Here is a 20334-nt window from a genome sequence, read left to right on the forward strand (position 1 = left end):
GGTATTTCTTTAATTCAATTACGCCTCAATTATGCATCTACAAATTTTTTACACTCTTCATTGGTTAATGCTCTGAATAAGCCCTGTCTTTTATTATCCTCTTTATATATTTTAAGTAATAATTCATTCAATTCCATTTTTTCCTCAAGACTCAAAAGTCTGGGATCAAATATTTGTGATTGATTCATCAATTCAAGCAATTGATCTTGCTGAACTACATCGCACTCAGCAATAGAATCGAGGAATAACCGTAAATCTAAATGCGGCATACAAAGCGGTATGCTACGAATGAGTACTTCATTATCTTCCCTCCACTCAAGATTTATTCCTAATGATTTGAGATTCTGTACTAACTTTATAGCACTACTATGACGCTCTTGTGGAAAAGAATAACGAATGGGTACCAATAAAGGTCTACTTGCCAAAGGGAAAAGCAAATGAGGTATTTGCTCTTGTATGCGATATTGGTACAAGGTCATGATATCAACAACATAGGGTTGTTGATTTATGAATACTAAGATGTATCTGCTATTTAAAATGATCCAAGATAATTCCGGTTCACAATGATAAATGCTTTTACTTGGGGCAACTAATTTAGGATAAGGCTCATAAATCGTTTGAACTCGATTTTGATGCATTGGTTCGCTTAATCCATATGCAGCTTCTTCGTTAATCTCTTTTTTTGACTTCAATGCCGCAGTCAATTGTGATGTAAAAAAATCGAATACTAAACGGGGCTGTTGAAAGCGGACTTCGTGTTTGGTGGGATGCACATTTACATCGACTTCTGCATGATTAACCATAAGATATAATACGCACGCAGGAAAGCGACCAGGGTGCAGTAAACCATCATAAGCTTGCTTTAGCGCCTGGTGAATTAGCTTGTCTTTTACCATACGCTGATTAATATAAACCCATAAACGATCATTTTGACTGCGCTGGAAATTTGAGTTACTTATCCAACCGCAGAGTTTCATTGCACCATGTTCCACATCAAGATAAATTGATTCTTTAACAAAAGCACTACCAAATATACGGGTTATACGAGTTAAACGAGTTTGTTCATTGATTGCAGCAGGAAGAGCTAAAACCTGTTTTCCATTATGCTTTAGTGTGAGTGCAATGCCCGGAGCGCTTAAAGCAAAACGCTTCACTGTGGTTTCTATAGCCTGAAACTCCAGTTTTTCGCTTTTTAAAAATCGTTTTCGAACGGGTGCATTAAAAAATAAATCAACGACATCGACCGTCGTTCCTACGGCACGAGCACAAGGGGAAATCGACCGTTCGAGGCCATGTACTCGCAGCATTGTCGCGGTCTCTTGATATTCAGGTTTAGAACTAATAGTGACTTTTGCTATTGAAGCAATACTGGCTAATGCTTCACCACGGAAACCCATACTATTAATTGCATATAAATCATCAAGTTTGCTGATTTTGCTGGTCGCATGCGCAGCAATTGCCAAAGGCAAGTCTTCTGCAACAATACCCATTCCATTATCGCTGATCTTTATTTGATTGAGACCGCCATAACCTATTTCAATAGTGATAGCATCAGCGCCTGCATCAAAAGAATTTTCCAGCAACTCTTTCACTACTGACGCAGGTCGCTCTATTACTTCTCCCGCAGCAATTTGATTTGCTATGAGCGGGGGTAATTGATGAATTCTTATGCCCATGCTGGAGGAATCACCAGTTTTTGGCCAGGCTTAAGTCGAGTGATTCCGCGCAAATGATTCGTGGATTGTAGGGCTGCCACTGAAACATGATAACGCGCCGCAATTGCAGGCAATGTTTCTCCAGCGCGAACCAAATGAATATTATTGGTCGTCATTGCTTCAATACGGGATCCATGAGGAGGATTTTCCCAGAAATATCCTTTAATGCCTTGAAAAATCGCCTGGCTCAAACGAGTTTGATACGAAGGATTCGTTAAATTACGTTCCTCAATTGGATTTGAAATAAATCCTGTTTCTACCAAAATCGAAGGAATATCTGCAGACTTCAAAACAACAAACCCAGCCTGCTCCACCTTAGTATTATGCAAGTTAGTGAAATTACCCAATTGGTTTAAAACACGACTTCCCATTTGCAAGCCAGAATTAATTGTTGCTGTTTGTGATAAATCAATCAGAACGGAGCGCACAACACCATTTTGGTCATCCAAATCGCCTAGATTAACTCCCCCTAATTCTGAATAGTTCTCTTTTTCTGCAAGCCAACGTGCTGCCTCACTGGTAGCACCTCTTTGCGATAAAGCAAATACTGAGGCACCATTTGAATGCGGGTTATTAAATGCATCCGCATGAATCGCAACGAATACATCGCCATTATATTTTCTGGCAATATCCAGACGCTGGCGCAGACCTACATAATAATCTCCAGAACGGGTTAGCACAGCACGCATCCCGGGTTGTCTATCAATCAATTGTTTGAGTTTCAAAGTAATTGCTAATACGACATCTTTTTCTCGACTACGGTGTGGACCTCTAGCCCCAGGATCCTTACCTCCATGGCCGGCATCTAAAACAATAATGACATCACGTAGTTTAGAAGGTCCACCACTTACCTTAATTGGCCGTTGATTTGCTAGAATAGGAAGCGTTGGCTGCTTTGTCTCAATTTTTACAGGCAATTTTGGCTGTTGTATTTTCTGTGTGGTGTATGTTTTTGGGGCTACGTAACCAGCTTTCGGAGGAGTACGTGCGGCAATGGGCGCCACGAGATGACCGCTATGTAATAAATCAACACGTACACCTCCAAAAGCACCATTGGGTTTCCAAGGAGATGTTCTTAGTTGTACCTTTTGATTGACTTCAAACACGAGCCTCAGTGTTCTAGGATCCGAATGACCACTACGAACTTGTCGGACTAATCCATTGATTAACCCCAATTGGTTTAAATCGACAGCCAATTGAGTCTCTTTTAAGTCCAATACAACTCGTTCAGGATTACTTAAAATAAATACTTTATGGGTGAATGGACCATTAAGTGTTAGAAAAAGTGATGTTTGATTTCCTTGCTGTTTTAAAACAATTGTTTTCAATTGGGCACTAAATGTTGTGATAGAGCAAAGACACATCACCACAAAACACCAGAAGCGAAATATCATATTTCACCTGCAAGACGCACTAAAATATTTTTACCGGCTGCGCTCAATGCCTTAATTTGCATTTCACGTCCAGCCCCCTTAATAGCTAACTTAAAACGAATATCGACTTGTGGCAATGCTCCTCCCGCATTCTCAGCCCATTCAATACAACAGATGCTCTCGTGGGTAAAATAATCTCTAAATCCAAGATATTCCAACTCTTCCTCATGATGAATGCGATAGAGATCAAAATGATGTATGGTTAGATGATTACATTGATAACTTTCTACTAAAGAAAAAGTAGGGCTTTTAATTGTAGATTGAACGCCCATATGTCTCAACATGGAGCGAATAATAGTTGTTTTTCCTGCCCCAAGATCCCCACTAAAGGTCATAATTAAAGAAGGGCAAAGACAAGAAGCCAGATGCGAGGCAAACTGTTCACTGGCTTTCTCATCAGGTAAATCGACTGTTATAACAGCATTTAATTCACTATTTGTCATCATTCAGGATAATTCAATACATGAGGTAAAACATCAAATAAATCACTGGCCAATAAACCAGCTCCTCCCAATTTTTTTGCGACTCGATCCCCTGCTACTGCGTGAGCCCACACACCGCATTTTGCTGCGTCAGATAAAGAGTATCCTTGAGCGCAAAGACCCGCAATAATACCGCTTAATACGTCACCCATACCAGCGCTAGCCATGGCTGGATTACCTCGAGGACAAACAGAAGTATCTTTCTCTGTTTGAATCACGGTACCCGCCCCTTTCAACACAACGACTCCGCCATATTGTTTCTGGATGTTTGTCGCAGCCTGATATCTATCTTTCTGAATCAAATCAGTAGAAGAAGAAAGCAAACAAGCTGCTTCGCCTGGATGTGGTGTCAATATCCAATTATCATCCAGTTGAGGATTCTCAGCTAACAATCTTAACGCTGATGCATCAATAACCATAGGTAATTGTGAAGTAATCGCAGTCAAAAACAGATTTATCGCCCATTCACTTTCCCCTAGGCCTGGACCAATAACACAGACCGTAGCTTGAGCCAAAAGCGGTTTTAGATCTTGGGCCGTTTCAACGCCGCTTACCATCGCTTCGGGAATTAATGATAAGGCGCTTTTGGCATGTTCCGGCCAGGTAGCCACAGTCACTGCACCGGCTCCTGTCCGCATTACGGCTTTAGCAGCCAAACTAATAGCGCCAGGCATTCCTGGGCCTCCGCCAATTACTAAAACATGGCCATAATTCCCCTTATGCGAATTTTTTTTTCGTTTAGTAAGTGGTAGAGATAAAGTATCTGAGCTTAAAAGACGAGCAGTTGGCGCCAATTGAGACACGCATGAATCAAGTTGCAAAGAACAACAATGAATCTCACCACAATAATCTGGGCCATCGGCAGTATACATGCCTGATTTTTGCGCAATAAATGTTAACGTAGTATTGGCTTTAACACAAAAATTCTCTACCTTTCCTGTGTCGGCATTAAGACCCGAAGGTATATCCAAAGCTACAACAGGTAGACCACTGGCATTGATCTGATTAATTGCCGATGCAATAACTCCATGCACAGGTCCTTTTAGACCAATCCCTAAAAGAGCGTCAATGATTAATTCTACTTCACTCTCTAATGGTTCATCTGCAGCTTGACACTCAACCCCTGAGTTTATGGCCATTAATGCTGCGTGTTGTGCAGCAAAAGGGAGATCAGCCACTGCTTTACATTGGTAAATCGTAACTAATAAACCATGCTCATGTGCTAATCTGGCAACCACATATCCATCACCAGCATTATTTCCAGCCCCGCAATATACCGCAATATGTCGTACGTGTGGATAAAGTTTTATTATAAGAAAAAAAGCTTCTGCTCCTGCGCGAGACATCAGTGCATTTTCATCCAATTGATACAAAGAAGTAGCTTGTTGCTCACACGTTCTAATTTGCTCACAACGATAAAGGGCATTTGCTGGCATGATCATCTTGTGCTCCAAATCTACTATTTCGAACACTTTCTTATATGTAGTCTAGTTTATAACATTGTAACCTGAGTGAAGCACAACGGAGTCCGGACAGTCGCTGGATAAATAAAATCGCTCCCCCGTTTCGCTGCGCTTCACCCAAGCTATAAGCACCTAGGCTACGTCCATTTTACTTGACTAATTTTAATGAAGGTTTACTTTTAGAAACAGTTGAGCCATCCGATTCAGCGCCAGAAGCTCCCGTAGATGCTGGAGGCGGTTCTTCCTCATCTTCAATTGCAAAGGCAATCCCTCTACCATTTTCTTTAGCATAGATTTCTAATACTGCTCCTGGTGGAACAAAAATTTGTTCTGTTTTTCCTGAAAAACGAGCAGTAAAAATGATTCGATCGTTTTCCAATAAAAGGCCGCGAGTTGCTGCAGGAGAAATATTTAACACAATACGATCATGATTCACGTGTTCTCTTGGAACCTGTACGCCTGAATATTCAGCATTAACCATAATATAAGGTGTTAATTCGTTATCTACTATCCAATCGTAGGCAGCGCGAATTAAATAAGGTTTATTTGATGTCATTGTCATATAATTATGCCGCTCTTAGTTGTCGCTCCGCATCAGTCAAACTTGTTTGAAACGATTCACGTTTGAACAAGCGCTGCATGTAAGCAATTATTCCTTTAAACTCCGGTGCAATTTCAATACCCAATCGAGGCAAACGCCATAATAAAGGTGCTAATGCACAATCCAACAAAGAAAACTCATCACTCAAAAAATAAGACTTATCCGCAAATACAGGATCCAGCGCAATTAAACTTTCAAACAAATTTGCTCTGGCCTGTTCCGCATTATCATCTCTTAAAATTCGGTTCATTAAATAATACCAATCATGCTCTATCCTGTGCATCATTTTTCGTGTTTCCGCACGAGCAACAGGATAAACAGGTAATAATGGTGGATGAGGAAATCGCTCATCTAAATATTCCATAATAATACGTGGCTCATAAAGCACAAGCTCTCTATCAATTAAAGTAGGAACGGTTCCATATGGATTAACTGATAACAGATCAGCGCTGGGTTCAGCCTGCTTGGCAGCAAGAATTTCTACATTCACCCCTTTTTCAGCCAACACAATCCGAACCTGATGGCTGTAAACATCGTCTGTATCGGAAAATAACGACATTATAGTGCGCTTCGCAACAATTGCCATGAGCAACTCCTATTTAATTCAACCTATAACAAAGGTAAGTACACACACAAAAACTCGCACTTTACCACATTTTTACCTTTTTGGGTTACTTTACGCCGATTTTTCGCCAATAAATTGTTTTTAAACCCCATGCGAGGAGCAATAAAATCGATAAAAAACTAATTACAAAATATCCCAAATGGTGACGTACTGACTGTACTGGTTCACCTACATATACAAGAAAGGTCACCAAATCTTGTAAATTTGTATCGAATTGTCCTGCGGATAAATCATGATTTAATGTTTCTAAAATATTTGGCATAGCAACATCCGGAACAAGATGGTTATTTGTACCAAAGGGACGAGAATCATCCTTATAAAAACCATTTAGATAACTATAGAGCCATTTAGTCCCTTTTTCTCTAGCAACTAAAGATAAATCTGGAGGTACTATCCCAAACCATTGTTTGGCATCTTCAGGTGGTAAGGCAATACGAATTGGATCATTGATTGTCGCTTGTGTAAAAATCAGATTATTTTTTAATAAATCTTGATTTATTTGACCATCAAACCCTACTAGACCTAACCCCTTGGCCATATGATTATAGCGCAAATATTTTAAAGAGTGACAACCAGAACAATAATTCATAAATAGTCTAGCCCCTCTTTGCAAACGAGTCTTGTCTTGCACATCAACTTTGACCGTATGCGCCCATCCAACTGGATTTAGGACTACGCATCCAAGCCATACACCCAAGTAAAAAGCTACTCCATGCATCCGCATCATTGCCCCCCTAAGCGAGAAGGCACTGGGCGTGGTAGTTCAAAACGAGTATAAAAAGGCATTAGTACAAAATAGGCAAAATAAAATACCGTACTCGCGCGCGCCAAAAACAAACGTATCGGAGTTACAGGAATTGTCCCTAAATATCCTAATAATATAAAAGCAGTCACCCCGAGAAATAACATAATCCTTGAGTAATTCCCTTTGTAACGCATTGAGCGAACCGGACTACGATCAAGCCACGGTAAAAAGAAAAGGAGCAATAAAGCAGAGCCCATACAGATAATTCCTAATAATTTATCCGGCACCGCCCGCAACATGGCATAAAATGGCGACATATACCACATTGGAGCTATATGATCGGGTGTAATTAAAGGATTTGCAGGTACAAAATTATTGTGCTCTAAAAAATATCCTCCCATTTCAGGAGCGAAAAAAACAACTGCAAAAAATAAGCTAAGAAAAGCAAGGACCATGACTAAGTCTTTAACAATGTAGTACGGGTGAAAAGGAATGCCATCTAAAGGATTGCCTTTCGCATCTAAGTGATTTTTAATTTCAATTCCTTCTGGATTATTAGAGCCAACTCGATGTAAAGCAACAACATGCAAGAACACCAAGAAAACGAGTAAAAATGGAATGGCGATTACATGTAACGCAAAGAAACGTTGTAGCGTAGCATTCCCCACAGAGTAATCCCCTCTGAGCCAGACAACAAGATGCTCACCGATATAGGGAATTGCACTTAACAAGGAGGTAATTACCTCTGCTCCCCAATAGGACATTTGGCCCCAAGGTAATAAATAACCAAAAAATGCGCCAGCCAAAAGTAAAATATATAAACACATCCCCAAAAGCCAAACCAATTCACGTGGTTTTTGATATGAGCCATAAAGTAACCCACGAAACATATGTAAATAAATAACAATAAAAAAAGCAGAAGCCCCTGTAGAGTGCATATAGCGCAGTAACCAACCAAAATTAATATCGCGCATTATATATTCTATAGAAGCAAAAGCCTGATCAGCGCTAGGAGTATAAAACATGGTAAGCCACAATCCAGTAATCAATTGATTGATTAAAACGACTAGGGCTAGTGAACCAAAAAAGTAAAAAAAATTTAAATTCTTCGGAAGATAATAGGCACTGAAATAATTTTTCCATGTGCTCATCAAAGGAAAACGCTCATCGAGCCAATTGAGGAGTCTATTCATTTAAGCAAGCCTTTTCTGTTACCAATCGTAAATTGCAGCCTGGGTGCAGCGAGCAAAACCCGGGGAACCATATTGTTTTATCATCCCGGGTTCCGCTTCGCTGCCCCCAGGTTACCGATTATGTGGACCTAGAATTTATGCTTTGTCCTCACCAATAACAAGAGTATGCTGATCGATAAAATAGTATGGTGGCACTTCCATATTAATGGGCGCAGGGACATCTTTAAAAACCCTACCGGAAAGATCGAAAGTAGAACCATGGCAAGGGCAGAAAAAACCACCTGGCCAGTCAGGCCCTAAATCGCCCAGATTGGGTTTGTATTTTGGAGAACACCCCAGGTGCGTACAAATCCCTATAAGAACCAAGTATTCCGGATTAATTGAACGAAACTCGTTTTTTGCATATGAAGGCTGCTGTCTCGTTACAGAATTTGGATCACGTAGTCTTGAAGAATCCGTTGTCAAACGCTGCAACATTTCTTTGGTTCGTCTAATTATCCATACAGGTTTACCGCGCCATTCAACAACCGCCTGCTCACCTGGTTCCAATTTACTTAAATCAACATGTACAGGCGCACCTTCAGCTTGAGCTTTGGCGCTTGGTAACCAAGAAGCAACAAAGGGGGTTAAAGCACATAAAGCGCCTATACCTCCTAATACACAGGTCGTAGTTAACAAAAATTGGCGACGATCTTCATCTACACGATCGTTTTTATCCTGTTCACGATCAGGATCCGTATTTACATTCACCATATCATTTTGCTTATGTAATGTTGTAACCAGAATGAAATGCGCACCTGGAATTACAATCATGAAAAGGCTAAGATTTCCCGGTTCCGCTTCGCTGCATCCAGGCTACGTGAAATAAAAAACCCCGCAGAAGCGGGGTTTTTTAACCAATAAACGATTAACGTTTTGAGTATTGAGTTGCACGACGTGCTTTGTGCAAGCCCACTTTCTTTCTTTCAACACGACGTGAATCACGAGTTAATAAACCACGTGCACGTAATCTTCTACGAACAGAATTTGGACTAGGCTCAGCATCTTCTGCTAATCCTGCTTCATCATAAGCAACTAATGCTCTTGCGATACCCAAACGCACAGCACCTGCTTGGCCAGAAACACCACCGCCAGATACTGTAATATAAGCATCAAATTTATTAACAAGGTCAACGGTTTCAAGTGGCTGCATTACAACCATGCAAGAAGTTTCACGGCAAAAATATTCCTGTAAAGTACGGCCATTTACTTTGATCTCGCCTTTACCTGGACGTAAAAAAACACGAGCTGTTGAACTTTTTCTACGACCTGTGCCGTAGTATTGCTTCACTTCAGCCATAATACTTATTCCTCAATATCAAGTTGCTTGGGTTGCTGTGCAGTATGTGGATGTTCGTTGCCAGCATATACTTTTAGCTTACGATACATCTCTCTACCTAAAGGATTTTTTGGTAACATGCCTTTAACAGCAAGTTCAATAATTCGAACAGGATTTCTAGCCTGTAATTTTTCAAAACTATCTGATTTTATTCCACCAGGATATCCGGTATGACGATAGTACATCTTGTTGGTAAATTTACGGCCGGTCACAATAACCTTTTCCGCATTAGTAACTACGATGTAATCGCCAGTATCAACATGGGGGGTATACTCAGCTTTATGCTTGCCACGTAAACGACGAGCAATCTCACTTGCTAAGCGACCCAAAACTTTGTCGCTGGCATCAACCACTAACCAGTCACGTTTGACTTCATGGCCTTTGGCACTAAATGTCTTCATTAAATGAACTCCGAACCGCCTAAATTGGTAATCTTCTATCATGGACGGGCGATTTTAACCAAAACAGAAACATCCTACAAGTAAAAAAGGATAAAAATTTATAAACAATTAATTAAATCCGCGTAAATATAACAAATTTCAAACAAGAATCATAATAATTTTTGTTCTATTGTTTAATCTGGATGAAGCAAAACGACATCATCATTAAGTTAATGGTTATTACCTTATCCTGCCTACTGCTGTTTGCGCAGAACGAAGAGAAAACACTATAGTTACTTAACTTAATGGCAATGCGCTGAAGAAGAGCCCCAGAAATCTAAACGTTTCATAATTTCAATTTTGGGTTCTGCCTCAAGACATCCAGACTACACATGGCTCTATCCATTATTCCTGGTCAATTAATAACTGCTCTGCAATGTTGCCAGAAATTAAATGCTGCTCAATAATTTCATCAATATCAGCAAAAGACGAATAGCTGTACCACACGCCTTCAGGGTAAATCACAATACATGGGCCAGAACTGCATCGCCCAAGACAACCAGATTTACTTACACGAACTTTACCCGGACCATGCATCTCCAGTTCCAAAAGTCGTGATTTCATATAATCAAAAAAAGGTTCACCACCGGTATTTGCGCAGCATTGCTTGCCTGCAGCCTTTTGATTGGTGCATATGAGAACATGTTTATTATAATAGGCCAATGGACTACTTTCCTATAGATTCAATTTTTGTTTTTAACTTCAAACCAGGTTTAAAAGTGACAACCCTCCTGGCTACTACTGGAATTTCTTCTCCAGTTTTTGGGTTCCTACCCGGCCTTTGTGGCTTATCCCTTAATGTAAAATTACCAAATCCTGATAATTTTACGTGATGCCCATGCTCAAGAGCATGTCGCAATTCTTCAAAAAAATTCTCGACCATTTCCTTTGATGCAGGCTTGGACAGTTTTAATTCATCACACAGGGTTTCTGCCATTATTGCTTTGCTTAGTGCATTCACGATTATTCCCTCAATATGATTGAAAATTTGTTTTCTAACATGTTGATTATAGCACTAATTAAAGAATTTATCTCGGCATCAACTAAAGTCCGACTTTCATCTTGCAAAGTCATAGCAACGGCAATGCTTTTCTTTCCTTGTGGAACTCCTTCACCGGTGTAGACATCAAATACATCAAAAGATTTTAACCAATTTTCTTTTATGGTCTCTCTGACAGCTGATTCAATCTGCATAATGCTGATTTCTGCATCAACCAAGAATGACAAATCGCGGCGAATTTGTGGGTATTTAGAAATCGTTTTATAACGAGGTGATTCATGCCCAATTAATGCCGCTAAATTGATTTCAAATAGTAAAACATCCTCTTGCAAATCTAATGCATCTGCAAAGCGTGGATTTAACATCCCTATCCATCCAGCGGGAACACCATTAATATGTATCTGGGCTGATTGCCCGGGATGTAACGCATCATGGGCTGCCGCTATGAACTCGACTTGTTTTAATTTAAGTGAAGCAAATAAAGATTGAAGATCGCCTTTTAAATCAAAAAAATCAAAGACTCGAGTAGGCTCACTCCAATTGACACTCCCTTGCTCTCCCATCAATAAACCGGCAATACAAGGGCGCTCAATAAGTTGCTCTTTGTTCACATCAAAAACCACACCGATTTCGAAAAACTTAACTGCATTTTGCTGACGATGAACATTATAAATCATTGATGCAATCAATCCTGGCCACATCCCCGCACGCATTTGCGATAGTTCAGAGGAAATTGGATTAAGCAACTGCATAAATTCTTTGTTTGGATAGAGTTCACGTTGTAATTCAGGATCAACAAAACTGTAACTTATCGTTTCATGATACCCTCTATTACTGAACCAATGAGATAGCTTCGCTGCTATTTCTTCATTACCGCATGCTTTCCCAGCCTGTACTAATGTAGTGGTAGGCTGTGCATGTAAATTATCATAACCATAAAGGCGGATGATTTCTTCGACTAAATCGACATCATATTTGATATCAAAACGGTGAGAAGGAATAGTGACCTCAAGAAAATTATTATGGTCTTTACCCACTACCACACCGAGTCCTTCTAATAAACTTTTCATTTCTTGTAATGAAATACTAAGTCCAGTTAATTTTTTCACTTTATCTGTATCAAAAGAAAAACAGACCGTTTCTGGTAGATATTTTTTATCGTGAGCTTCAATAACTGGTCCTACCTCTCCACCTGCGACTTCTAAAATTAATGCAGTAGCTCGTTCAAGAGCTTTCATTTGCAAGCATGGATCGACTCCTCGTTCATAACGTTGAGATGAATCACTGAATAAACCAAATTTTCTTGCTACGCCTGCAATAACAATCGGATTAAAATAGGCACTTTCTAAAAATACGTCTTGGGTATGCGCTTGTACTGAACTTACTTCTCCACCCATGATCCCAGCCATCGCCAAAGGTTTATCTTGATCAGCTATAACCAATACTTTTTCATTTAATGTTAATTCTTGACCATCAAGCAACACTAACTGTTCTTGATTATTACTAAAACGCACATTAATTTCACCGTTGATTGTTGCTAAATCAAAAGCATGCATGGGCTGACCTAATTCAATCATTACATAATTCATAACATCTACAATTGGGTGCAATGTACGAATACCACTGCGACGTAAACGCTCACTCATCCATAATGGTGTAGTGGCCTTAGGATTTATGTTACGAATTACACGGCCACAGTATCGCGGACAAGCATCTGGACTTTTTAACTGTATTGGAAGAGCGTCATCGATACTGGGTGTCACCTCAGAAATTGTTTTTTCTAATAAGGGTAATTTGTTTAAAACCGCTACTTCACGAGCGATACCTAAAACGCTAAAACAATCAGCTCGGTTGGGGGTTAAATCAATATCAAAAATATGATCATCAAGAGTCAAATATTCGCGTAAATCCATCCCTACTGGTGCATCGCTTTCTAACTCCATGATGCCTTCAGATTGTTCAGCCATTCCTAACTCGCTGACAGAACAGAGCATTCCTTGAGATAATTCACCTCGTAATTTGGATTCTTTAATATTAAAGCCTCCTGGCAAACGTGCGCCAATCATAGCCAACGCTACTTTTAACCCGGCTCGTACGTTGGAAGCGCCGCAGACAATTTGTAACGGTTTATCCATATTTGCATTGACTTCACATACAGTTAATTTATCTGCATTGGGATGAGGTTTGGTACTAAGAACTTCAGCAACGATTACCTGAGTAAACTCACCTGCTACCGGACTCACTGCATCTATTTCCAGGCCCGCCATAGTCAGTTGACTTGCTAATTCTTGCTCAGTTAATGAGTAATTTACCCATTCACGCAACCATAATTTACTTAATTTCATTTATAGTCCTTACCACCGGATTAAACTTTTTATTAGGTCCGCAGAGCTTACTCCGCTCCCGGACCACAATACTGAAAACAACAGATCAACAGTGCAAAACTTCTTAAAATTGACTTAAAAAAGTAAGATCATTTTCAAACATCATCCGTAAGTCATCTATTCCATAATATAACATTGCCAATCTATCCATTCCCATGCCAAATGCCCAACCTTGATATTCGTCAGGAGAAATATTCACAGCCTTAAGCACATTGGGATGCACCATGCCACAGCCTAAAACTTCAAGCCATCCAGTAAACTTGCAAGAGCGACATCCTTTACCACTGCATTGGGTACATTCAATATCAACTTCTGCCGATGGCTCTGTGAATGGGAAATAGGAAGGTCTAAACCGCAAAGCTAATTTTCGACCGAAGAAATCAGCAAACAAATCTTGGAGTAAGCCTTTTAAACTTGCTAAAGTAGCCTGCTTGTCAATCAACAAACCCTCAACCTGATGGAACATGGGGGTATGAGTCAAATCAGAATCACATCGATAGACACGGCCAGGCGCAATTAAACGAAAAGGAGGTTTGCGTTGTTCCATAGCACGAATTTGAACTGGGGAAGTATGCGTTCTCAATAAACGGCCATCACCAAAATAAAAAGTATCGTGCATTGCACGTGCTGGATGATGTCCAGGAATATTTAGTGCTTCGAAATTATAAAATTCAGTTTCTATTTCCGGACCATCAACAATATCAAAACCCATACGGCTAAAAAACTCATTAATTCGATGTTTCACTTGAGTTACAGGGTGTAAGGAACCACTCTCTTTCTTACGTCCAGGAAGAGTCACATCAATACGCTCAGCTGAAAGTTTTTCTAATAGTTGCTTTTCTTTGAGTTCAAGCATTTTGGTTTCAATCAAAGTACTGATTTCACGTTTTGCCTGATTTACTAATTGACCTACTTTAGGTTTCTCTTCGGCGGATAAATGAGCCAGTCCTTTTAAAATTTCAGTCAGCTTGCCTTTCTTACCTAGAAAATCAACACGAATTGACTCTAATCCAGATACATCTTGTGCATTCTTAATTGCTTCAGAAGCTTGCTCTTGTATGGTGATGATATCCTGCATAATTATACCCACAAGTAAAAAGGAGGCCGCAGCCTCCTTAAAATAAATTTCATCTTTTTAGCACTTAATTGAATGTATTCTGGGTTCCGCTACGCTTCACCCAGAGCAATGCGCGTCATTAAGTACTTTAAATAGATTATTTTGCTAATGCAGCCTTAGCTTGTTCAGCAATTGCAGCAAAAGCTATTTTGTCATGAACAGCTAGATCAGCCAATACTTTTCTATCCAGATCAATTGATGCTTTTTTCAATCCATCAATTAAACGGCTGTATGATAATCCGCACTCACGAGCTTGTGCATTAATACGAGTAATCCACAATGCACGGAATTGACGTTTTTTCTGACGTCGATCGCGATAAGCATATTGACCCGCTTTAATTACTGCTTGTTTAGCCATGCGGTAGGTCCGGCTACGGGCTCCGTAATAACCTTTGGCTTGGTCTAAAACTTTCTTGTGACGTGCTTTCGCTGTCACACCACGTTTAACTCTTGGCATTCTTCATTCCCCCCTTAACTACCGTGCAACATGCGTTCTGCTAAACGAGCATCGCATGGCTTCAAAGTACCAGACTCTACGCGCAAATGACGCTTCGCCTTAGTAGACTTCTTGGTGAGGATATGGTTTCTATAAGCACCACGACGTTTAATCGCGCCACTTGCTGTCTTACGGAAGCGTTTAGACGCTCCGCGATGTGACTTTAACTTCGGCATAACAATATACTCCGCATTTGTTCAGCTACTTAGTTTTTTTGGGTGATAACACCATCAGTAATTGTCTTCCTTCGCGTTTTGCTTGCTGTTCGACAACAGCAAATTCAGCTGTATCTTGCTGTAAACGCTCAAGAATCTTCATACCGAGTTCTTGATGAGCCATTTCACGACCACGAAAACGCAGCGTAATTTTGACTTTATCACCATGATTTAGGAAACGGATCAGGTTGCGTAGCTTGACCTGATAATCCCCATCTTCCGTCGTAGGACGGAATTTCAATTCTTTGACCTGAATTTGCTTTTGCTTTTTCTTCGCTTCAGCTTGTTTTTTGCTCAGTTCAAAGAGAAACTTACCGTAATCCATGATACGGCATACAGGAGGCTTGGCTGTGGGAGATATTTCCACCAGGTCCAATCCACCTTCTTCCGCTGCTCGCAGGGCTTCACGTGTTGAGACAATTCCTGCCTGATTACCATCGACATCAATTAAGCGTACCTCAGGTACATTGATCTGTTCATTAATTCGTGCGCGATCATTTTCACGCTTAGTTGGTGCACTAATGGTTTAATCCCCCCTGCTTGTTAATAGCAATTGATCCTTTTCGAGCAATTTCTTGCGCCAAGGTATCACAAATTGTATCTATTGTCATCACACCTAAGTCTGTTCCCTCACGAGAGCGCACTGCGACTTGGTTTGATTCAACTTCTTTATCCCCTATCACTAAAAGATAAGGTACTTTTTGCAAAGTATGTTCGCGAATTTTAAAGCCAATCTTCTCATTTCTCAAGTCATAGTTGGCACGAATACCTCTTTTTTGTAAAATTTGGGTAACCTTTTGGGCATACTCATTCTGTTTTTCGCTAATTGTTAGTACTATCGCTTGCACCGGGGACAACCACAAAGGAAATTTTCCTGCGTAATGTTCTATCAAAATTCCCATGAAACGCTCAAACGAACCTAAAATTGCACGATGTAACATAACAGGAATTTGTTTGCTACCATCTTCAGCCACATATGAGGCATCCAAACGACCAGGCATCGAAAAATCAACTTGTATGGTTCCACACTGCCAAATTCTACCTAAACAATCAGCTAAAGAACACTCAATTTTAGGCCCATAAAACGCCCCTTCACCTGGAGCATCAACCCATTCTATATTGCGATCTTTCATTGCTTGCTTTAAAGCCGCTTCTGCTTTATCCCAAACATCATCACTACCAACTCGCTTTTCAGGACGTAATGCCAATCGATATTTAATCTGATCAAAGCCAAAATCAGCATACACAGACTGAACCAGCTCGAGCATCATCGCTACTTCGGATTGAATTTGATCTTCTGTACAGAAGATATGAGCATCATCTTGAACCATATTACGAACACGCATCAAACCATGTAATGCACCTGAAGGTTCACAACGATGACAATTACCAAACTCCGATAATCTTAAGGGTAAATCTCTATAACTTTTTAACCCTTGATTGAATACTTGCACATGGCATGGACAATTCATTGGCTTAACTGCATAGTGACGATTTTCAGTTTCAGTGACAAACATCTCGTCTCTAAAATTAGCCCAGTGACCTGATTTTTCCCAAAGAACCTTATCAACTAATTGGGGTGTTTTAATTTCTTGGTAACCAAAATCAACCAATCGATGACGCATATAGCGTTCGAGCTCTTGATAAATTGTCCAACCTTTGGGATGCCAAAATACCATCCCAGGTGCGATATCCTGGAAGTGGAATAACTCTAAGCTTTTCCCTAATTTCCGATGATCGCGTTTTTCAGCTTCTTCCAGACGAAATAAATAATCGGTCAACGATTTCTTATCAGCCCAAGCTGTACCATAAATACGTTGCAACATTTCGTTATTGGAGTCACCGCGCCAGTAAGCTCCCGCTAATTTAGTCAGCTTAAATGCCTTCAAAAATCCTGTGGAGGGCACATGAGGACCACGACAAAGGTCTTCAAAATCACCTTGCTTATACAAAGACAACACTTCATCTTTAGGAATATCTGCAATAATTTTAGCTTTGTACTCTTCGCCAATACTCTTGAAATATTTAATTGCCTCATCACGGGGTAATTCTCTACGCGTCACAGGATAATTCGCTTTGGCTAATTCCATCATTTTCGCTTCGATGGACTCTAAATCTTCTGGAGTAAAAGGTCTTTGAAAGGCGAAATCATAATAAAAGCCATCTTCAATAACAGGACCGATAGTGACCTGTGCAGTTGGGAAAAGACTTTTAACCGCTTGTGCTAATAAGTGTGCCGTAGAATGACGAATTACTTCAAGGCTTTCATCTTGTTTTTCTGTAAGGATGACTAATGCACAATCATTCTCAATAAGGAAAGAAGTATCGACTAAGCGATCATTGATACGGCCTGCTATGGCAGCTTTAGCTAAGCCAGGACTTATGCTATGAGCGACCTCATAAACAGTTAAAGGCGCTTCAAAATGTTTTATACTTCCATCAGGCAATTTAATGTTTGGCATAATTTTATCCGTAAGCACTTCTTTTCAAAAAAAAACCCTGCATGGCAGGGCTTAAACCTTAATTTAAGAGGAGTCAATCTTAAGCATCATCCCAAATGAAAGCGGGCGCTCCTGGAATACGATTTAGTTGCATGGTAGGCACGAGTGGGATCGAACCACCGACCACCACCATGTCAAGGTGGTGCTCTACCACTGAGCTACGTGCCTATAAAACGACCTGCATACACATTGGGGTGAAGTATATAATAAGGTGATATTACAAAGCAATCATTTACCTAGAAAAAACGGATGAATCCATCTTGATCGTGTTAAAAAGGCGCAATTGCTTTTACTAGGTCCCAATTTTATGAAATGGCCAGTTCACGTCTATATAATGGCGCTTGCAATAAAAACTCATTTATATTGTGTTTCACCACCTCTTGAAAGCAATTATTATAAGCAAATACTTTTCGTTGTCGCTCAGAGCTTGTTCCTGAGGCCATAATCTCTTCAAGCGTTGCAAAATAGTTTCGATAATTCAGCTGCTCAATGTATGGTTTTAATTTCTCAAGCCACTCTTGCAAATCATCGCGCATTAGTTTTATTTTACCATCAGTATTCATTACTAACTCAGCGTCTAAGCCATGGCGAATGGCCCGCCATTTATTTTCTCGAGAAAGCCAATAAGGAGGATAAGCGACTGCTTCCAGCCAACCTCCATTATCAGCAAACCAATGGGCGAGAGTATGAATGAATGCTACTAGAGCTAATGTTTCTGCTAATGTAGCCGTACCATCACAAACACGGATTTCAAGCGTCCCAAAATTTGGACTGGGTCTTAGATCCCACCATAAATCTTTAAGTGATTTTATAGATCCACAGGCCTTAAGTGTCTTATATAGATATTCGAAATCCTGCCATGAGCGTACATGATAAGGTTGCCCGGCTGTAGGAAGAGCTTCATAGGTGGTTGGACGACAAGAAGAGAGTCCCGTATCAATTCCTTGCCAAAAAGGGGAGCTTGAAGACAGCGCTAATAAGTGCGGTAAAAAATACATGAAAAAATTGTTAAATCGGATGCATTCTTCTCCACTGGACATACCTAAATGCACATGCAGTCCATATACGCTCATACGACGAGTAAGCCATTGATTGCGATCAATCAACTCCTGATAACGAGTTGTAGGCGAGATATGCCAATCGGCATATTTAGAAAAAGGATGAGATCCAGTGGTTGCAAGCAAGATTCCAAGTTTTTTCGCAACATGTTGAAGTTCAAATAGTGAAGCAGACAGGTCCTCTTCAACTTCTTGCACAAGATTGCATTTAGCAGTATTTACTTCGATTGTACTTAAATAAAATTCTGGCTTAACCTTCTCAAGGTGAGACATAGCCTTCAAGACTTCTTCTGCTCGAGAACATAGATTATAGGTTTCAGAATCAATAAGTTGCAGTTCAACTTCTACTCCCAAAGTCAGTATTCCGCCACTGTTAAATTGAATTTCTTCTTTTGAACCGAATACAGTATCTTGGGTTTGCGTAGACAAGGATTCGTTGAGTTGACTTTGCATAATTAATCCTTCTTTTTATTATTGATAGCTGGAATAGTATGTTGAAAGTCCCTCTTTAATATTTTTGAGGAGCTCTATACAGTTGATTTAAATAGTGATGTACAATAAATATACCCTTAAATATTCATATCTGTTGAAATAATTCGCACACAAATCATTTTAAATAGTAATGGTTAATACGTTCAATTTCAACCTTGAATTTTTATAAGACAATCGATGAACACTATTGAGCCCAATCAAATAAATCCAAATATTGATTTTGAAATCCAATCTGAACAGCGTTCTAAAAGCATTATTCTAGCCTTACGCAAAATAATGCAAGAAATGGATTTTCATTCCAGACGATTAAACAAATGTTATGGTTTAACCGTACCGCAAATCATCTGTTTGTATGAAATTTATGAAAATGGGATTATGACCATCTCTACTCTTTCTAAAAAAGTCTATCTATCAATGAGCACTTTGGTGGGAGTAATCGATAGGCTGGAAGAAAAAGAATTGATTCATCGTACTCGAGACAATAAAGACCGCCGTATTATTTATATTGATATTACTGATAAGGGAAAAGATTTTGTTCATGCCTCCCCCTATCTGCTCCATAACAGACTTAATGAAAACCTCCGATCTTTGGATGAGCAAGAACAAATAACGCTTGCTAATTCTATTAACTTATTAGTCAATTTATTAAAATGACATATAAATCAAATAGGTTATGGATATTCCCTGTCTTAAATTAAAGTCTAGTTACCTTATAATTTCATAGAGATTTTCTATTAAAATCAGTTAAGAACTTGATAGAAAGGCTCAAATGGAGGGGAACCATTCAAGCCAAGATATGCGAGGTGAACCGCTATGAGTTATCCACCTTTTCTCTATTGGACTGTACTATGATATTTTTTCCATCGTATATCACTATTTCTTTATTGGACTAAAAAGAACCTTTCCATAGGTTTCGCTGGAATTATACTTCGTTTGTCTTTTATGTCAACTATAAGTTTCCAATGGAAACCTTAAGTTTCGAATTCATATATTTTT

Annotated in this window: 21 protein-coding genes and 1 tRNA gene; 1 reads left to right on the forward strand and 21 read right to left on the reverse strand. The window is 39.7% G+C overall.

What is annotated here, in order from left to right; translation table 11 throughout:
• Positions 1-29: 29 nt before the first annotated feature.
• From mutL to ACWTEW_RS35940, 21 genes are all read right to left on the reverse strand, one after another.
• A complete protein-coding gene (mutL, locus tag ACWTEW_RS35840) occupies positions 30-1676 on the reverse strand; it encodes a DNA mismatch repair endonuclease MutL (RefSeq protein WP_454782759.1) in 1647 nt (548 codons plus the stop codon).
• Positions 1667-3109, reverse strand: a complete 1443-nt coding sequence (locus ACWTEW_RS35845; RefSeq protein WP_454782760.1) for an N-acetylmuramoyl-L-alanine amidase family protein — start codon at positions 3107-3109, stop codon at positions 1667-1669. Before ACWTEW_RS35845 ends, mutL begins: the two co-directional genes overlap by 10 nt.
• The gene (gene tsaE / locus ACWTEW_RS35850; RefSeq protein ID WP_454782803.1) at positions 3106-3591 is read right to left on the reverse strand and encodes a tRNA (adenosine(37)-N6)-threonylcarbamoyltransferase complex ATPase subunit type 1 TsaE; all 486 of its coding nucleotides are present in this window, start codon (positions 3589-3591) and stop codon (positions 3106-3108) included. Before tsaE ends, ACWTEW_RS35845 begins: the two co-directional genes overlap by 4 nt.
• Positions 3591-5066 carry an NAD(P)H-hydrate dehydratase gene (locus ACWTEW_RS35855; RefSeq protein ID WP_454782804.1) on the reverse strand — a complete coding sequence of 492 codons (1476 nt, stop codon included), beginning with the start codon at positions 5064-5066 and terminating at the stop codon, positions 3591-3593. The genes tsaE and ACWTEW_RS35855 overlap by 1 nt, the downstream gene beginning before the upstream one ends.
• A gap of 175 nt (positions 5067-5241) precedes the next feature.
• A complete protein-coding gene (locus tag ACWTEW_RS35860) occupies positions 5242-5655 on the reverse strand; it encodes a ClpXP protease specificity-enhancing factor (RefSeq protein ID WP_454782761.1) in 414 nt (137 codons plus the stop codon).
• 4 nt (positions 5656-5659) lie between these two features.
• Positions 5660-6280 (reverse strand): stringent starvation protein SspA, encoded by a 621-nt coding sequence (sspA, locus tag ACWTEW_RS35865; RefSeq protein WP_454782762.1) that lies wholly within the window; start codon positions 6278-6280, stop codon positions 5660-5662.
• A gap of 85 nt (positions 6281-6365) precedes the next feature.
• A complete protein-coding gene (locus tag ACWTEW_RS35870; RefSeq protein WP_454782805.1) occupies positions 6366-7043 on the reverse strand; it encodes a cytochrome c1 in 678 nt (225 codons plus the stop codon).
• Positions 7043-8257 (reverse strand): cytochrome b, encoded by a 1215-nt coding sequence (locus ACWTEW_RS35875; protein ID WP_454782763.1) that lies wholly within the window; start codon positions 8255-8257, stop codon positions 7043-7045. The genes ACWTEW_RS35870 and ACWTEW_RS35875 overlap by 1 nt, the downstream gene beginning before the upstream one ends.
• Positions 8258-8392: 135 nt before the next feature.
• Entirely contained in the window at positions 8393-9010 is a 618-nt protein-coding gene (petA, locus tag ACWTEW_RS35880) for a ubiquinol-cytochrome c reductase iron-sulfur subunit (RefSeq protein WP_454782806.1), read from the reverse strand.
• Positions 9011-9164: 154 nt separating this feature from the next.
• Positions 9165-9596 (reverse strand): 30S ribosomal protein S9, encoded by a 432-nt coding sequence (gene rpsI, locus ACWTEW_RS35885; protein WP_454782764.1) that lies wholly within the window; start codon positions 9594-9596, stop codon positions 9165-9167.
• A gap of 5 nt (positions 9597-9601) precedes the next feature.
• Positions 9602-10036 carry a 50S ribosomal protein L13 gene (gene rplM / locus ACWTEW_RS35890; protein WP_058468779.1) on the reverse strand — a complete coding sequence of 145 codons (435 nt, stop codon included), beginning with the start codon at positions 10034-10036 and terminating at the stop codon, positions 9602-9604.
• 384 nt (positions 10037-10420) lie between these two features.
• Entirely contained in the window at positions 10421-10738 is a 318-nt protein-coding gene (locus ACWTEW_RS35895) for a (2Fe-2S) ferredoxin domain-containing protein (RefSeq protein WP_454782765.1), read from the reverse strand.
• Between the two features lie 4 nt (positions 10739-10742).
• Positions 10743-11036 carry an integration host factor subunit alpha gene (locus ACWTEW_RS35900; protein ID WP_019234608.1) on the reverse strand — a complete coding sequence of 98 codons (294 nt, stop codon included), beginning with the start codon at positions 11034-11036 and terminating at the stop codon, positions 10743-10745.
• A 2-nt stretch (positions 11037-11038) separates the two neighbouring features.
• Positions 11039-13420, reverse strand: a complete 2382-nt coding sequence (gene pheT / locus ACWTEW_RS35905) for a phenylalanine--tRNA ligase subunit beta (RefSeq protein ID WP_454782766.1) — start codon at positions 13418-13420, stop codon at positions 11039-11041.
• Positions 13421-13523: 103 nt separating this feature from the next.
• A complete protein-coding gene (gene pheS / locus ACWTEW_RS35910) occupies positions 13524-14537 on the reverse strand; it encodes a phenylalanine--tRNA ligase subunit alpha (RefSeq protein WP_454782767.1) in 1014 nt (337 codons plus the stop codon).
• 136 nt (positions 14538-14673) lie between these two features.
• On the reverse strand, positions 14674-15033 hold the full coding sequence (gene rplT, locus ACWTEW_RS35915) for a 50S ribosomal protein L20 (RefSeq protein ID WP_058468783.1): 360 nt from the start codon (positions 15031-15033) through the stop codon (positions 14674-14676).
• A 14-nt stretch (positions 15034-15047) separates the two neighbouring features.
• Positions 15048-15248: a 50S ribosomal protein L35 gene (rpmI, locus tag ACWTEW_RS35920; RefSeq protein ID WP_454782768.1), complete on the reverse strand. Its 201-nt coding sequence runs from the start codon at positions 15246-15248 to the stop codon at positions 15048-15050.
• Positions 15249-15273: 25 nt separating this feature from the next.
• Positions 15274-15810, reverse strand: a complete 537-nt coding sequence (gene infC / locus ACWTEW_RS35925) for a translation initiation factor IF-3 (RefSeq protein WP_110143594.1) — start codon at positions 15808-15810, stop codon at positions 15274-15276.
• A complete protein-coding gene (gene thrS / locus ACWTEW_RS35930) occupies positions 15806-17749 on the reverse strand; it encodes a threonine--tRNA ligase (RefSeq protein ID WP_454782769.1) in 1944 nt (647 codons plus the stop codon). Before thrS ends, infC begins: the two co-directional genes overlap by 5 nt.
• A gap of 132 nt (positions 17750-17881) precedes the next feature.
• A tRNA-Val gene (locus ACWTEW_RS35935) sits at positions 17882-17956 on the reverse strand.
• A 137-nt stretch (positions 17957-18093) separates the two neighbouring features.
• Positions 18094-19299: a carboxylate-amine ligase gene (locus ACWTEW_RS35940; RefSeq protein ID WP_454782770.1), complete on the reverse strand. Its 1206-nt coding sequence runs from the start codon at positions 19297-19299 to the stop codon at positions 18094-18096.
• Positions 19300-19515: 216 nt separating this feature from the next.
• On the opposite strand from ACWTEW_RS35940, the gene ACWTEW_RS35945 reads away from it, so the two are divergent.
• The gene (locus tag ACWTEW_RS35945) at positions 19516-19992 is read left to right on the forward strand and encodes a MarR family winged helix-turn-helix transcriptional regulator (RefSeq protein ID WP_454782771.1); all 477 of its coding nucleotides are present in this window, start codon (positions 19516-19518) and stop codon (positions 19990-19992) included.
• The last annotated feature ends 342 nt before the right edge of the window (positions 19993-20334 follow it).

It is taken from the genome of Legionella stuttgartensis (genome assembly GCF_977063405.2).